The sequence below is a fragment of the Limnohabitans sp. 2KL-1 genome, assembly GCF_003063435.1.
GTDB lineage: Bacteria > Pseudomonadota > Gammaproteobacteria > Burkholderiales > Burkholderiaceae_C > Limnohabitans_A.
On sequence record NZ_NESL01000001.1, the window covers coordinates 205,023 to 219,335 of the forward strand.

At 64.2% G+C, this 14,313-nt stretch carries 17 protein-coding genes; 11 read left to right on the forward strand and 6 right to left on the reverse strand.

Going from position 1 to position 14,313, the window contains the following annotated elements:
• Nucleotides 1-53 precede the first annotated feature (53 nt).
• The 6 genes from B9Z47_RS00945 to B9Z47_RS00970 all read left to right on the forward strand — a co-directional run bounded on the left by B9Z47_RS00945 (nucleotide 54) and on the right by B9Z47_RS00970 (nucleotide 5,301).
• Nucleotides 54-1,487 (forward strand): aldehyde dehydrogenase family protein, encoded by a 1,434-nt coding sequence (locus B9Z47_RS00945; protein WP_108329395.1) that lies wholly within the window; start codon nucleotides 54-56, stop codon nucleotides 1,485-1,487.
• An 18-nt stretch (nucleotides 1,488-1,505) separates the two neighbouring features.
• A complete protein-coding gene (locus B9Z47_RS00950; RefSeq protein WP_108329396.1) occupies nucleotides 1,506-2,396 on the forward strand; it encodes an NAD(P)-dependent oxidoreductase in 891 nt (296 codons plus the stop codon).
• A 326-nt stretch (nucleotides 2,397-2,722) separates the two neighbouring features.
• Nucleotides 2,723-3,508 carry a dioxygenase gene (locus tag B9Z47_RS00955; protein WP_108329397.1) on the forward strand — a complete coding sequence of 262 codons (786 nt, stop codon included), beginning with the start codon at nucleotides 2,723-2,725 and terminating at the stop codon, nucleotides 3,506-3,508.
• Between the two features lie 21 nt (nucleotides 3,509-3,529).
• Nucleotides 3,530-4,072 carry a cytochrome b gene (locus tag B9Z47_RS00960; RefSeq protein ID WP_108329398.1) on the forward strand — a complete coding sequence of 181 codons (543 nt, stop codon included), beginning with the start codon at nucleotides 3,530-3,532 and terminating at the stop codon, nucleotides 4,070-4,072.
• Nucleotides 4,073-4,096: 24 nt separating this feature from the next.
• Complete coding sequence (locus B9Z47_RS00965) at nucleotides 4,097-4,663, forward strand: YceI family protein (RefSeq protein ID WP_108329399.1); 567 nt, start codon at nucleotides 4,097-4,099, stop codon at nucleotides 4,661-4,663.
• A gap of 59 nt (nucleotides 4,664-4,722) precedes the next feature.
• Nucleotides 4,723-5,301, forward strand: a complete 579-nt coding sequence (locus B9Z47_RS00970; RefSeq protein ID WP_108329400.1) for a YceI family protein — start codon at nucleotides 4,723-4,725, stop codon at nucleotides 5,299-5,301.
• A gap of 277 nt (nucleotides 5,302-5,578) precedes the next feature.
• Here B9Z47_RS00970 and B9Z47_RS00975 read toward each other — a convergent pair whose 3' ends face one another.
• The 3 genes from B9Z47_RS00975 to B9Z47_RS18820 are packed head-to-tail and all read right to left on the reverse strand — an operon-like array spanning nucleotide 5,579 to nucleotide 8,147.
• Nucleotides 5,579-7,036 (reverse strand): sensor histidine kinase, encoded by a 1,458-nt coding sequence (locus tag B9Z47_RS00975; RefSeq protein ID WP_108329401.1) that lies wholly within the window; start codon nucleotides 7,034-7,036, stop codon nucleotides 5,579-5,581.
• Nucleotides 7,033-7,692, reverse strand: coding sequence for a response regulator transcription factor (locus tag B9Z47_RS00980; protein WP_108329402.1), 660 nt, complete (start codon nucleotides 7,690-7,692; stop codon nucleotides 7,033-7,035). The genes B9Z47_RS00975 and B9Z47_RS00980 overlap by 4 nt, the downstream gene beginning before the upstream one ends.
• Nucleotides 7,693-7,736: 44 nt before the next feature.
• On the reverse strand, nucleotides 7,737-8,147 hold the full coding sequence (locus B9Z47_RS18820; protein ID WP_233253600.1) for a PepSY domain-containing protein: 411 nt from the start codon (nucleotides 8,145-8,147) through the stop codon (nucleotides 7,737-7,739).
• A 170-nt stretch (nucleotides 8,148-8,317) separates the two neighbouring features.
• Here B9Z47_RS18820 and B9Z47_RS00990 point away from each other — a divergent pair, with 170 nt between their 5' ends.
• From B9Z47_RS00990 to B9Z47_RS01005, 4 genes are all read left to right on the forward strand, one after another.
• A complete protein-coding gene (locus B9Z47_RS00990) occupies nucleotides 8,318-8,743 on the forward strand; it encodes a DUF1924 domain-containing protein (protein ID WP_108329403.1) in 426 nt (141 codons plus the stop codon).
• Nucleotides 8,744-8,810: 67 nt separating this feature from the next.
• Complete coding sequence (locus B9Z47_RS00995) at nucleotides 8,811-9,317, forward strand: diheme cytochrome c (RefSeq protein WP_108329404.1); 507 nt, start codon at nucleotides 8,811-8,813, stop codon at nucleotides 9,315-9,317.
• 26 nt (nucleotides 9,318-9,343) lie between these two features.
• Complete coding sequence (locus B9Z47_RS01000) at nucleotides 9,344-10,075, forward strand: cytochrome b/b6 domain-containing protein (protein WP_108329405.1); 732 nt, start codon at nucleotides 9,344-9,346, stop codon at nucleotides 10,073-10,075.
• Between the two features lie 159 nt (nucleotides 10,076-10,234).
• Nucleotides 10,235-10,678 (forward strand): universal stress protein, encoded by a 444-nt coding sequence (locus B9Z47_RS01005; protein ID WP_108329406.1) that lies wholly within the window; start codon nucleotides 10,235-10,237, stop codon nucleotides 10,676-10,678.
• 51 nt (nucleotides 10,679-10,729) lie between these two features.
• Here the strand turns inward: B9Z47_RS01005 and B9Z47_RS01010 are convergent, their stop codons facing one another.
• Both B9Z47_RS01010 and argE read right to left on the reverse strand, forming a co-directional pair.
• The gene (locus B9Z47_RS01010) at nucleotides 10,730-11,698 is read right to left on the reverse strand and encodes a tripartite tricarboxylate transporter substrate binding protein (RefSeq protein WP_108329407.1); all 969 of its coding nucleotides are present in this window, start codon (nucleotides 11,696-11,698) and stop codon (nucleotides 10,730-10,732) included.
• 47 nt (nucleotides 11,699-11,745) lie between these two features.
• Nucleotides 11,746-12,966 (reverse strand): acetylornithine deacetylase, encoded by a 1,221-nt coding sequence (gene argE / locus B9Z47_RS01015; protein ID WP_108329408.1) that lies wholly within the window; start codon nucleotides 12,964-12,966, stop codon nucleotides 11,746-11,748.
• Between the two features lie 175 nt (nucleotides 12,967-13,141).
• On the opposite strand from argE, the gene B9Z47_RS01020 reads away from it, so the two are divergent.
• A complete protein-coding gene (locus B9Z47_RS01020) occupies nucleotides 13,142-13,459 on the forward strand; it encodes an NIPSNAP family protein (protein WP_108329409.1) in 318 nt (105 codons plus the stop codon).
• A gap of 114 nt (nucleotides 13,460-13,573) precedes the next feature.
• On the opposite strand, the gene B9Z47_RS01025 is transcribed toward B9Z47_RS01020, so the two are convergent.
• Nucleotides 13,574-14,293: an SDR family NAD(P)-dependent oxidoreductase gene (locus tag B9Z47_RS01025; RefSeq protein ID WP_108329410.1), complete on the reverse strand. Its 720-nt coding sequence runs from the start codon at nucleotides 14,291-14,293 to the stop codon at nucleotides 13,574-13,576.
• Nucleotides 14,294-14,313 lie beyond the last annotated feature (20 nt).

A 14,313-nucleotide genomic window follows, 5' to 3' on the forward strand; every position in this document is an offset into this window, starting at 1 on the left:
GGTGGTCCGAATGCAAGCGGTAAACTGAATGAAAAATATCGGAGATCGGCCCCATGAAACTGCACTACATCGCCAACCAGCACGTCGCGCCCGCATCTGGGCAGGACATCCCGGTGATCGACCCGTCTACCGGCGAACAGTACGACGCCATTGCCCGAGGCAACGCGGCCGACATCGACCGCGCCGTGCACGCCGCCCGCGACGCCTTCCAAGGCGACTGGGGCCGCCTGACCGCCACCGAGCGCGGCCGCCTGCTGCACCGCCTGTCACAGCACATGCTGGCGCACATCGACGAGCTGGCCGCCATCGAGTCACGCGACTGCGGCAAACCCACCACGCTGGCGCGCGGTGACGTCACGGCCGTGGCGCGTTATTTCGAGTTCTATGCCGGGGCCGCCGACAAACTCATGGGCGAGACCATTCCCTTCTACAACGGCCACACCGTCTTCACCCTGCGCGAACCGTTTGGCGTGACCGGCCATGTGATCCCCTGGAACTACCCGCTGCAGATTTTTGGCCGCAGCGTGGCGGCCTCGCTGGCGGTGGGCAATGCCTGCGTGGTCAAGCCCGCCGAAGACGCTTGCCTGTCGATCCTGCGTGTGGCCGAGATGGCCGCCGAGGTCGGCTTCCCGGCCGGGGCGCTGAACATCGTCACCGGCTACGGCCACGAGGCGGGCGACCTGCTGGTGCGGCACCCGGGTGTGGACCATGTGTCGTTCACCGGCTCGCCCCGTGTGGGCCAGCTGGTGGTGCAGGCGGCGGCCGAACACCATGCACCCGTCACGCTGGAGCTGGGCGGCAAGTCGCCACAGATCATTTTTGGCGATGCCGACATGGACGCCATGACCACCGTGGTGACCAACGCCATCGTGCAAAACGCTGGGCAAACCTGCTCTGCCGGCAGCCGCGCCTTGGTGCACCGCCCGGTGTACGAAGCGGTGGTCGAGCGCCTGGCGAAATCCTTTGCCGCGACCCGAACCGGCCCCGCCATCATGGACCTCAACTGCGGCCCCTTGATCCGCGAGTCGCAAATGCAGCGCGTGCGCAGCTTTGTGGAACTGGCTAAGAGCGACGGCCTGCCGATCGCCGCGCAAGGCCAGCTGGTGCCCGAAGCGCCCCAAGGCGGTTTCTATCAAGTGCCCACGCTGATCCGCGACGTGCCGATCGAACACCGCATCGCGCAAGAAGAAATCTTCGGCCCGGTGCTGGCCATCAGCCCCTTTGACGACGAAGACCACGCCATCGAACTGGCCAACGGCACCGAATACGGCCTCGCCGCAGCGCTGTGGACGCAGGACGGCGGACGCCAGTTGCGCATGGCGCGTCGCCTGCAAAGCGGGCAAGTTTTCGTCAACAACTATGGCGCGGGCGGCGGCATCGAGCTGCCGTTTGGCGGCGTCAAGGCCAGCGGCCATGGCCGCGAAAAAGGCTTCGAAGCGCTCTACAGCTTCACCACGCTCAAGACCGTCACCATCAAGCACGGCTGAACGCCGCTGGAGCCTCACATGCAAAACCCCCGCATCGGCATGATCGGCCTGGGCCTGATGGGCCTGGGCATCGCCACCAACATCGTCAAAAAAGGCTTCGCGCTCACGGCCATGGCGCACCCGGGCAACCAGCCACTGGCCGAGCTGATCGCCGCAGGCGCCCAAACCGCACCCACCGCGCAGGCGGTGGCCCAAGCCAGCGACATCGTCATCCTCTGCGTCAACGGCTCGGCCCAGGTCGAAGCCATTTTGGCGGGTGACACGGGTTTGCTGGCGGGCTTGCGCGCAGGCATGACGGTGATCGACTGCTCCACCAGCATCCCCGCGTCCACCCAGCAGGTGGCGGCCACGCTGGCCCAACGTGGCGTGCGTTTCATGGACGCGGCCATGACCCGCACCCCCAACGAGGCCATGCAAGGCCGCCTGAACCTGCTGATCGGCGGTGATGCGGCGCTGCTGGAAGAAGTGCGCCCCCTGCTGTCCACCTTTGCCGAAAACATCGTGCATGCCGGTGGCGTGAGCGCCGGCCACAGCATGAAGCTGCTGCACAACTTCGTCTCGCTCGGCTCGGTCACGCTGCTGGCAGAGGCGGCCGCCTGCGCACGCCGCTCGGGCATCGACGACGCGGTGTTTGTCGAAGTTCTGGAAAAAGGCGGTGGCTGGGGCGCGGCGCTCGAGCGCCTCAAGCCCTACCTGCTGCGCGGCGAAACCTCGGGCCTGCGGTTTTCGATGGGCAACGCCCTCAAGGACCTGGGCTACTACGCCGACATGGCGCGCGAAACCGGCTCGCACGACGCCGCCGCCCAAGCCATGCAGGCCACGCTGGCTGCGGCCTGCCAGTCAGTCGACCCGCAAACCCTGCTGCCCGAGCTGGTGGGCCAGTTGGCCAAGGGCGCACTCAAGGCCTGAAGCCGCCCCCCCCGCGCCCAGAAGTTCATTGTGGGAGCGAGCCCCCGCTCGCGAATCTGCGCCGAAGGCTCTGCACGCATTCGGCCGCAGGGGCGGCCTCCTACTGATACCGGCATCCCGCGCAGGGGCAGCCTGCTGCTGATTCAGCACCAAAAAAACTGTTGCGCCCATCAATTGTTGCAATCAATGCAACAAGCATTTGTAGATTTGCTACTTTTTCGAATCGATTGAAGCACCTAAAGTTCGATCCATCGGTGGCACACCAACCTGTTTTGGCGCCACCCCTTTAACCCGGACTTGTACCGAACTTTTCATTGCCCACCACCATGACCGCCCCACGCTCTGTCCTGTTTGTGCCCCACGGCTCCCCCATGTTTGCACTGCATCCCGGTGCGGCGGGCGGGGCCATGACGCAGGTGGCGGCGCAACTGGGGACGCCCCGCGCCATCGTGGTGGTCAGCCCGCACTGGGAAACGGCGGTGCCCACGGTCGGTTTTGCCACCCGGCCCGAGACCATCCACGACTTTGGCGGCTTTGACCCGCGTCTGTACGAAATGCAATACCCCGCCACCGGCTGCCCCGAGGTGGCCGCGCAAGTGGTGACCGCCCTGCAAGCGGCTGGCCTGCCCGTGGCGCAAGACGCCCAGCGTGGCTTGGACCACGGCGCGTGGATTCCCCTGCGGCAGATGTTCCCCGACGCCGACGTGCCGGTGGTGCCGCTGTCGGTGCAAAGTCACTTGGGCCCCGAGCATGCCTACCGCGTAGGCCAGGCGCTGGCCGGTCTGGCGCAGCAAGGCATTTTGGTGCTGGCCTCCGGCAACATCACGCACAACCTGCGCGACTTTATGGTGGTGCGCATGCAAGGCGGTGCCACACCCGCTTATGTGCAGACCTTCGCCGACTGGATTCACACCCACATGACCGAGCGCGATGTGCCCGGCCTGTTGGCCTACCGCCAGCAAGCCTCTGGCCAGCGTGCCCACCCCAGCGACGAGCACCTGCTGCCGCTGTTCATCGCCCTGGGCGCTGCGGGCGATGGCGCACAGCCGCAGGCGTTTTTCCGGGGTATCAGTGACCATGTGATCGCCATGGATGGCTACACATTCCACTGAAATTGATCCAAGGAATACCCCATGAACACGCCCAGCCCACTGAATTACACCCGCACCGCCAAAAGCCTGCACTGGCTGATGGCCCTGATGATCTTCGGCCTGCTGGCCTTGGGCTTTTACATGAGCGACCTGCCTCTGTCACCCGAGAAGCTGCAGTATTACTCTTGGCACAAATGGGCGGGCGTGAGCGTGTTCGCACTGGTCTGGTTGCGCTTGGTCTGGCGCGTCACGCACCGCCCGCCCGCCATGCCGGACCACATGTCCGCCCCCATGCAATGGGCCGCCCACGCCGGTCACTTTGCGCTGTATGCCTTGATGATCGCCATCCCTTTGAGCGGCTGGTTGATGAGTTCGGCCAAGGGCGTGCAGACCGTCTGGTTTGGTGTGCTGCCCATCCCCGACCTGATTGGCAAAGACAAAGAACTGGGCAAAAGCCTGGCCGAATTGCACGAAGCCCTGAGCATCGGCTTGCTGCTGCTGATCGCAGGCCACGCCGCAGCAGCGTTCTTCCATCACTTCTTTCACAAAGACGACACGCTGCGCCGCATGCTGCCTGCCCGTTGATGCCCCCAGTTTCAAGGAATCCACATGAACACCGTTTTGAAAAACCTGCTTGTCTTGAGCGCCAGTGCGCTGGCCTTGCAGGCCCAGGCCGTGCCTTACACCGCCATCGTCCCGGCCAAAAGCAGCGTCACGTTCAGCTACAAGCAAATGGGCGTGGCCATGGACGGGCGCTTCAAAAAGTTTGCCGCGCAGGTGAACTTCGACCCGGCCAAAGCCGAACAAGCCAAGGCCAGCTTTGACGTCGAGCTGGCCAGCGTGGACGCAGGTTCCAGCGAAGCCGACGACGAAGTCGTGACCAAATCGTGGTTCAACACGGCGGCTTTCCCCAAAGCCAGTTTTGTCGCCAAGCAGATCAAGCAAACCGCCCCCAACCAGTACGAAGTGCAGGGCACGTTGAGCATCAAAGGCCTGAGCCGCGATGTGAAGTTCCCGATGAAGCACACCGCACAAGGCAAAGACGGCTTGCTGACGGGCGGCTTCAGCATGAAGCGTGCGGACTACAGCATCGGCGAAGGCATGTGGGCCAAGTTCGATGTGGTGGCCAACGACATTCAGGTCCATTTTTCCATCACCACAACACTGGGCAAATGAAGCCGCTCAAGGCATTCCGCCCCTTTTAACCCACTCAATTTTTCAACAGGAGTTTTCCCATGACATCGTTCAAAAAAATCGCAGCCGCTTTGGCCTTCGCATCGGTGGCCGCAGGCTCGGCCCTGGCCGCACCCGTGACCTACAACGTGGACGGCTCGCACACCTTCCCGCGCTTTTCGTACTCGCACTTTGGCTACTCGACCCAGTTGAGCAGTTTCACCAACACCAGTGGCAAAGTGGTGTTGGATGCAGCGGCCAAAACCGGCTCGGTCGACATCACCATCGACATGAAAACGGTCAACACCGGTTTTGCTGATTTCAACGGCCACATCCAGGGTGAAGACTTCCTGGACACCGCGAAGTTCCCCACCGCCACCTTCAAGTCCACCCAAGTGGTGTTTGAAGGCGACAAGCCCAAAGCCATCGAAGGCAACCTGACCATCAAAGGCATCACCAAGCCCGTGACCCTCACGGTCACCAGCTTCCAGGCCATGCCCCACCCCATGATGAAAAAGCCAGCTTTGGGTGCCAACGCTTTCACCACCATCAAGCGCACCGAGTTCAACGCGGGCAAATTCGCACCTTACGTGGGTGACGAGGTGCGCATCGACGTGGCCATTGAGGCCATCGCACCCTGAGAGGTGTTAGGCGTTGAGCGTCTAGCGTCTAGCGTCGAGAGTCGAGAGTCGAGAGTCGAGAGTTAGGCGTTAGGCGTTAGGCGTTAGGCGTTAGGGCGAGCGCTTGAACTTTCGCTTGCAGGCGCAGTCCCTGGCCGCGATGTCCGCCAGCCGACCCTCATGTGGGCGTGGTCTGCGGGTGCGATCTTCCTGGGGTCATGCGCAGCGTCTTTGCCGCACAAGCCTCCAAGACCTTCGCCCATCCTTAGCCGCCTTGCACGCAGGCCGGGGCTGCTTGTCACGCGGCTGCTGCGGGCAAGGTCAGCGTCACCTGCAAACCCCGGCCCTGTGCCGGGGTTTGCAATTGCAGCTCGCCCCCGTACAAATCCACCAGCTCGCGCACGATGGCCAGGCCCAGGCCGCTGCCGGGCACCGATTCGTCCAGGCGCACGCCGCGCTGCAGGACGCGGGGCATTTGCTCGGCGGGCATGCCGGGGCCATCGTCTTCGATCGCCACACGGCACATGCCTGAAGCGGCACCTGACACTCCGCCCGACATCGCACCTGAAGCCATGCCGGCCACGGGCTGCACCCGAATGCGCACCGCGCTGTGTGCCCATTGGCAGGCGTTGTCCAGCACATTGCCCAGCATCTCCTGCAGGTCCTGCGCTTCACCGGCAAACTGCACGCGCTCGTCGGCATCTTCCAGCGTAATGGTCAGTTCACGCTCGGCGTGCACGCGCTGCATCACGCGCACCAGGCCTTGCAGCGTGTGGACCACCGGCACCCGTTGACCGGGCAGGCCGGTGGATGCGGCCATGCGCGAGCGGGCCAGGTGCCAGTCGATGTGACGCCGGGCTAGCTGCACCTGTTCGCGCACCAGCGCGGCCAGGCCCGCCGTCTCGGTTTGGCGCGAAGCCTGGTCCAGCACGGTGAGCGGGGTTTTGAGGGCATGGGCCAGGTTGCCCGCTTGCGTGCGCGCACGCCCCACCACCTCGTCGTGGCGGTCCAGCACGCTGTTGAAGTCGTTCACCAGCGGTTGCACTTCATTCGGAAAATCACCCGCCAGCCGTGGCGCGCGGCCGTCGCGCAAGTTTTGCAAACCCCGCTGCAAAGCCCGCAAAGGGCGCAGGCCCAAAGCCACTTGCGCCCAAGCCGCTGCCAGCAGCAGCACCAGCAGCGCCGCCAGCGAGGCCACCAGCACGCGTTGAAAACCCGCCACCGCTTCGTGCGTGTCTTTCAGATCGGCCGCCACGCTCAGGCGCCAGCGCACACCGTCACCCACCACAGCCTCGGGCCGCACCGTGCGCTCCAGCACGCGCAAGCGGCTGTCGCCGGGGCCGGGCAATTCGTGCGCGTGGATTTCGCCATCGCGCAACACATCGCTCGGCAAAGCCAGCCGTGTGTCCCACAAGGAGCGTGAACGCAGCACGCCCGGCCGTACCGGGGTGACCGTCACATCGTCGAGTTGCCAATACAAACCCGAATAAGGGCGCTGCCAGCGTGGGTCGGACAAGGCCTGTGCGTCGAGCTCGGCGCGGCCTTGTGCATCGAAGCTCAAACGGGCCGTCAACTGGTCCAGCTGCTGGGTGAGGCCTTTTTCAAACTGGCGCATCACATGGTCGTGGAACAAGCCGTTGAGCACCACGCCCGCCAGCACCATGGCCAGCGATAAACCGATCAAGGTAGCGGCCAACAAGCGAAACCGCAAGGAACCGACCCAGCCCCCCAGCCGCCAAGGCCGCCCACTGTTCATGCCACCACCAAGCGGTAACCCAAACCGCGCACGGTCTCGATCGTCAGCGCGGGCAGCTTTTTGCGCAGCCGGCCCACAAACACCTCGATGGTGTTGGAGTCGCGTTCAAAGTCCTGCGCATAAATGTGGGCGATCAGTTCGCTGCGCGAGACCACCGCGTCAGGCCGGTGCATCAGGTAGTCCAGCACTTTGTACTCGTGGCTGGTCAGGGCCACGGTCTGGCCTTGCATGGTCACGCGGCCGCTGCGCGTGTCCAGCGCCACTTCACCCAGTCGCAGCACCGCAGAGGCCATCCCGTTGGCCCGCCGGTTCAGGGCGCGCAAGCGGGCCAGCAACTCTTCCATGTGAAAAGGCTTGGTCAGGTAATCGTCGGCCCCGGCGTCGATGCCCGCGACCTTGTCGTGCCAGTTGTCACGCGCCGTCAGGATCAGCACCGGCATGCTGCGGCCTTGCGCACGCCAGCGCTGCAGCACCGTCAGGCCATCCATCAGCGGCAGGCCCAGGTCCAGCACCACGGCGTCGAAGTCTTCGGTCTCGCCCATGAAGTGGGCATCGCGCCCGTTGTCGGCCTGTTCCACCACATGCCCAGCCTCGGCCAGACCGGCGCGCAGTTGCTCACGCAAAGTGGGTTCGTCTTCAACCAGCAAGATGCGCATGGGTCTTTCTCAACGGTTTTTCAACGGAGTTCTCAAGGGAGTTCTTAACGGGTTTTGTGCTTCAAGACCTCGCCCGTGCGGGCATCGACCTTGAGCTTCATCAGGCGGCCATCGGGCTGCAGCAGTTTGATCTCGTATTGCCACTGCCGGTCGTGGCTTTCCAGTTCCACCTCCAGCACCTGGCCGGGATGCTCGCGCTCCACCAGTGCCAGCACTTTGCCCAGCGGCAAGACCTGGCCCGACTGCACCGCCTGCAAGGCGCGTTCGTGGTCGCCCTTGTTGCTGGCCGCCGCAACGCCGTGCAGGCCCATGGCGCACAGGGCCAGCCCCGCGCATGCAGCCAGACGCCAAGCCTTTCGCGACCACACGCGCCGCCAGGCGCGCACAGCCCCACTCACACCCCCGCCCACACGGCGTGATGGCCAGAAGGAGGCGGTTTGCAATGGGGTTTTCACACCGCCATTGTCCCGCACGAAATCTGAACAGACGATGAACAAGCGCTTCAGCTGGCGTTCAAACGGGCTTTTACACAATAAAGCCAACACGTCGCGGTCTCACGCTGAGCCTCTCACGCTGAGCCCTCACGCCGAGCCCCTCAGCTTGAACCTTTGAATGGAGAAAATACATGCGCCTTTTGCCCCCCTCAACATGGGCCACCGGCCGCCTTTGGGCGCTGGTGGGCCTGTGCACGCTGCCCGCTTTTTCAGCCCACGCCGCCGACACCACCGCAGCCCAGCAGCTGAGCCACTGGACGGCGCAAGCCGGTGCCCCGGCCAAGGTCGACCGGGGCCAGGCCTTGTTCAATCAACGCCAAGGCGGCGAATGGTCTTGCGCTTCGTGCCACGGCACGCCGCCCACCGCCCAGGGCAAGCACGCCAGCACGGGCAAAGCCATCGCGCCTTTGGCTCCGGCTTTCAATGCCAAAGCCTTCACCGACACGGCCAAAGTCGACAAGTGGTTCAAACGCAACTGCAAGGACGTGCTCAGCCGCGAATGCAGCGCGCAGGAAAAAGCCGATGTGCTGGCTTATCTGACCAGCCTCAAACCCTGAAGCGCCCCCAGCGCCCATGATGAAAGCACCTCCGATGAGCACACTTTTCAACCCACCACAGCGGGCCATGCGCAGCCCGATCCTGCAAACCCTGGCCTGCATCGCGCTGGCCGGCTTGGGCCTGACCAGCGCGCACGCCGATGGTTCGCGCATGCCCGCCAAGATCCTGCCGTCTTACACCGCCGAATGTGCGGCCTGCCACATCGCCTACCCGCCCGGCATGCTGCCCGCCCCATCGTGGCAACGCATCATGAAGGGGCTGGACCAACACTATGGCAGCGACGCCTCGCTGGATGCCAAAACGGTGGCCGAAATCGGCCAGTGGCTGCAAACCCACGCGGGCACCTACAAGCGCGTGAGCGAAGCGCCGCCGCAAGACCGACTGACGAAATCGGCCTGGTTCGAGCGCAAGCACCGCAAGATCGAAGCGGCTGTCTGGCAACTGCCCAGCGTCAAGTCCGCCGCCAACTGCGCCGCCTGCCACACCGGCACCGAGCAGGGTTTTTTTGACGACGACCGCCTGCAGCGCCCCGCAGGCCTGAGCGCTCGCCAAAGCCGCGCCTGGAACGACTGAAAAATCACCGAACCTGAAAGCACCTGATGAACACCTTGACTTCTCCCCGTCCTGGCCCAGCCCCAGCCCACGAAGCCCAAGCCAACGGCCCCACCGCACCCCCGGGGCGCGGTCGCCTGGTCAACGATGCGCCCATGCGCATGTTCCACTGGCTGTTTGCCCTGAGTTTTGTCGGGGCCTACCTCAGTGCCGACAGCGAACACTGGCGTCTGGTGCATGTGGTGCTGGGCTACACCGTGGCCGGTTTGCTGGCCTTTCGGGTGGTCTATGGCCTGGTGGGTCCCAGGCCTTACCGCCTGAGCACGATGGGGCGCAAAGTCAGTGGTGCCTGGGCTTGGCTCCAAACCGTTCGGGCCGCCTGGACGCCCGGTGGCGCACAGCCAACCGTGGCCTGGCGTCAGGCCCCCGTTTTCTTGATGGCGGTGTCCTTGGTGGCCTTGCTGGCGGTGGTGCTGCCACTGACCCTGACCGGTTACGGCACTTTCCACGAATGGGGCGGCGATTGGGGGGGTGAAGTGTTTGAATCGCTGCACGAGTTTTTTGGCAACACCGCTCTGAGCCTGGTGGGGGTGCATCTGGCGCTGCTGGCCGGTCAAAGTTTCTGGCGTCAGAAGAACCTGGCCCTGCCCATGCTCACCGGACGCCTTGAAGGCCGGGGCCCCGACCTGATCGCGCACAACCGGGTCTGGCTGGCGGTGCTGTTGCTCTTGTGTGTGTTGGCTTACCTCGGCTGGGAGCTTGTCATCGCCTGGCGCTGACGTGCAGGCATAGCCCGGTATAGGCGCATCCATCCACAGGCAGATGGTCAGGCCGGGCGACTTTTTCTAGCATGAAGCAGCCCGTGTGCCCCGGCGTTGGTTCGGGGCCGCGGCTTGGGCGTGAACCGCGCGCCCGCACTTTCATCCCTGGAGAACTTCATGCCCGTGTTTCAAAAAATCCTCGTGCCGGTCGACGGCAGCCACACTTCCAACAAAGCATTGGACTATGCCTTGCGCCTGGCCCAGGACGCCCAGGCCCATGTGCGCCTGCTGCATTGCATCGACGAGCTGTCCTTGCTGAGTGGGTATGAGTATTCGGGGGAGCTGATTCAGCAAGCGCGGCAGGCGGGGCAGAAGATCCTCCAGGACGGTCTGGCGGCCGCGAAAAAACTGGGCGTGGCCGCCGACACCGTGCTGGTGGACCGGGTGGGGCAGCGCCTGGGCCATTCGGTGGCCGATGCGGTCGCCGACTGGGGTGGCGATTTGGTGGTGGTGGGCAGCCATGGCCGCCGCGGCATTGGCCGGGTGTTGCTGGGCAGTGGCTCCGAACAGATCGTGCACACCTGCCCCGTGCCGGTGCTGTTGGTTCGGGGCTTTGACTGAGCCCTCACCCGGCATTTGCGGGAGTCGGGCTGCTGGCGCCCCCCCCAGTTGTCAGTCGATCTTCGCGCCCGAGGCCTTGACCACCTGCGCCATGCGCACATAGTCGGCGGCCAGCAGTTTGGCAAAGTCGGCATTGCTCAGGTCGCGTGGCTCGATGCCTTGTTTGTCCAGACGCTCCAGGATCACCGGGTCCTTGAGCAGCTTGCTCACGGCGGCGTGGATGCGGGTGGCCTGTTCTGCGGGCACGCCTGCGGGGCCGAGCAAACCAAACCACGAATCGAACTGGTAACCCGTCAAACCGCTTTCTGCAATGGTGGGCAGGTCGGGCAGGTACTTGCTGCGCTTGGGCGAGGTCACGCCCAGCAAGCGGATGCGGCTGTCCTTGGCAAACGCCAGCGCACCAATGCTGGCGGCAATCACCGCTTGGGCACGCCCGGAAATGACCTCGTTGATCGCCTCGCCCGTGGCTTTGAGCGGAATGTGCACCACATCGATGCCCGCCAGGCCATTGAAGTAAGCCATGGACAAATGCGTGGCGCTGCCCACACCGGCCGTGGCGTAGTTCATCTTGCCGGGGTTGGCTTTGGCATGGCGGATGAATTCGGCGGCTGTTTTGGCGGGCACGTCGGGGTGCACCATGAGCACATAGCTGGCGCTGCCGATGTGGCCCAGGGGTGTGAAGTCCTTTTGCGGGTCGTAGGCCAGCTTGGTGTAAAGCGATCCGGCGATGTTGTGGCTGGCGGCTGCGGCCACCATCACGGTGCCATCGGCCTCGGCGCGGGCCACATAGCCCGTGCCAATGGTGCCGCCCGCACCGGCGCGGTTTTCCACGATCACCGTCTGGCCCAAAGCGGCCCCCATTTCCTGCGACAGGGCGCGGGCCAGGATGTCCTGCACGCCACCCGCTGCAAAGGGCACCACGATGCGCACCGGTTTGGTGGATTGGGCCTGGGCCAGGCCCACCGCCGACAGCAAGGCCGTGCCCAGACTGGACGCCAAAAGTTCACGCCGTTGAATCATGTGTGTTTCCTTGTGATGTTTTCTGTCCGTTGAAAGTCAGGCCGCGATCAGTCTATGCAGACCCGGTCAGCCAGGCGGCGCATGAAGCGCTCGCACCAAGCCAGTTGTTCCAGCGTGACCCACTCATTGGGCTGGTGCGCCTGCGCAATGTGGCCGGGGCCGCACACGATGGTGGGCACACCCGCTTGGTGAAACAGAGCAGCTTCCGTGCCAAACGACACCTTGCCCGCGCCACTGGCCGGGTCGACCTCGGCGCAGTCAAAACACAGCTGCGCGATCTCGCTGTCGGCCGCTGTGGCAAAGCCGGGCAACACCGATTTGAGTTCGTGCGTGATGCCCGTATCGGGTGCGACCGCCTGCATGGCGGGCACCAGGCTTTCGCCAAAAGCTTTGGCCCGTGCAAACAGGTCTTCGGGCGTGTTCATGTGGTGGTGGCGGATTTCCCAAGTCACCTCGCACTGGCGCGGGATGATGTTGAGCGCCGTGCCGCCTGCGATCACGCCGGTGTGGATGGTGGTGTGGGGCACGTCGTAAATGGGGTCAAACGGGCCGTTTTGCACCAGCTCGCGGTGCATGCTTTTCAGGTTGGCCACAAACTCGCAGGCGATCTCGACCGCGTTCACACCCAACGGCGTGAGCGAGGAGTGCGCCTCAAAACCGTGCACCGTGGTTTTGTACGAATGCTTGCCCTTGTGCGCAATGACCACCTGCATGCCGGTGGGCTCGCCCACGATGCAGCCTGCAGGCTTGAAACCCTGGGCCTGCATGTCGGCAATCATGCGGCGCACGCCAATGCAGCCCACCTCTTCGTCGTAGCTGAAAGCCAGGTGAATCGGGCGCTTGAGTTTTCTTTTCAGCAGCTCGGGCACCATCATCAGGCAGGTGGCACCAAAACTCTTCATGTCGGTCACGCCGCGGCCAAACATCTTGTCACCGATGATTTCGACCTTGAACGGGTCGGTGTCCCAGGGCTGGCCGTCCACCGGCACCACGTCGGTGTGGCCCGACAGCACCAAGCCGCCGATTTGGGTTTCGCCGTCGTGCGCAGGCAGCGTGGCCCAGAGGTTGGCTTTTTGGCCGCTGTCGTCATAGGTGCGGCTGCAGGCAATGCCCAAGTCCTTCAGGTAAGCCTCGGTCCAGTCCAGCAAGGCCAGGTTGCTGTCACGCGAGACGGTGGCAAAGGCAATCCATTTTTCAATCAGGGGCAGGGCGGCCAGGTTGGCGGCCTGAACCGAGGACAGGGCGGCGTGAGGAAGCGGGGCGTTCATGGGGGAAGTCCGTCAAAAAGTGAGGGGGATGCTCAGGCAGGGCGGAAATTTTGATCTTACAGGGCCAGGGGCCTGTTGGGCCTCGGGCTAAACCCGACAGGGCGTCGCCTTGCCGACATGCGCTGGGGCTGGGCGCGCCTACAGTGAGCGGGTCATTCAACCTCTGGAGTTATTCATGGCCATTTATGAGCTGCGCACCTATTCCGTGATCGTCGGAAAAATGTCCGAAGTCATCTCGCACTACAAAAACGAGGGCTGGCCTGTGCTGTCCAAGCACCCGCCAAAACTGGTGGGCTATTTCACGGGCGATGTGGGCGCATTGAATGAGCTGATCCATGTCTGGAAGTTCGACGACGACGCCGACCGCCGCGCGTTTTGGGCCGGGGTGTTTGCCGACCCGGAGTTCATGGCCTTTGCCGCCAAGATCCGCCCGCTGATGCGTGAGCAAAACAACAAGCTCATGCTGTCGGCCCCCTGGGGGCCGCAGCCTTGAGTCGTTGAGCCCCAGAGCCCTGAGCCGCTGGAGGGCCCATCATCCCGCTGGGTCACCGGACCTCACACCTCGTTCGGCACAGGAGGCCGCACCGACAGCTCAGGCCCTTTGGCCTCACTGAATCAGGTAACCCCCATCCACGGGCAGGACCACGCCCGTGATGAAGCGTGCCGCCGGGCTGGCCAAAAACAGCACCGGGTCGGCCACATCTTCGGGCTGACCCCAGCGGCCCATGGGCGTGCGGCCCACGATCTGGGCGTTGCGCGCGGCATCGTCCTGCAAGGCTTGCGTCAAGGGCGTGGCGATCCAGCCCGGTGCCACCGCGTTCACACGGATGCCGTCGGCCGCATAGGCAATGGCCAGCGACTTGGTCAGTTGCGCCACGCCGCCCTTGCTGGCGCTGTAACCCGGCGTGAGGCCGCTGCCGAAAAAGCTCAACATCGAAGCCGTGTTGACGATGCAGCCTTGGCGCGCCTTCAGGCCCTCGCGGGCTGCAGCGCACACGCGCATGGTGCCGTTCAGGTTGATGTCCACCGTCTGCGCAAACGCCTCGGGGTCGTGCTCGACGCCGCGCTGGATCACGCCCGCACAGTTGACCAGCACATCCAGTGCGGTGAATTGCCCCACATGGGCACGCACATGTTCCGAGTGCCGCACATCCAGCACATGAAAGGCGATCAGGCGGTTGGCGGGCAAGGCTTGCGCCGCCTCGACTTCGGCCGGCGTGGCCCCGGTGGCCGTCACGCTGGCCCCGGTGGCGGCAAAAGCCCGGGCAATGGCCGCGCCAATGCCGCTGGTGCCGCCGGTGATGAAAACTTTTTTGACCGTGTCCATGAAATCACTCCCTTGTCGTT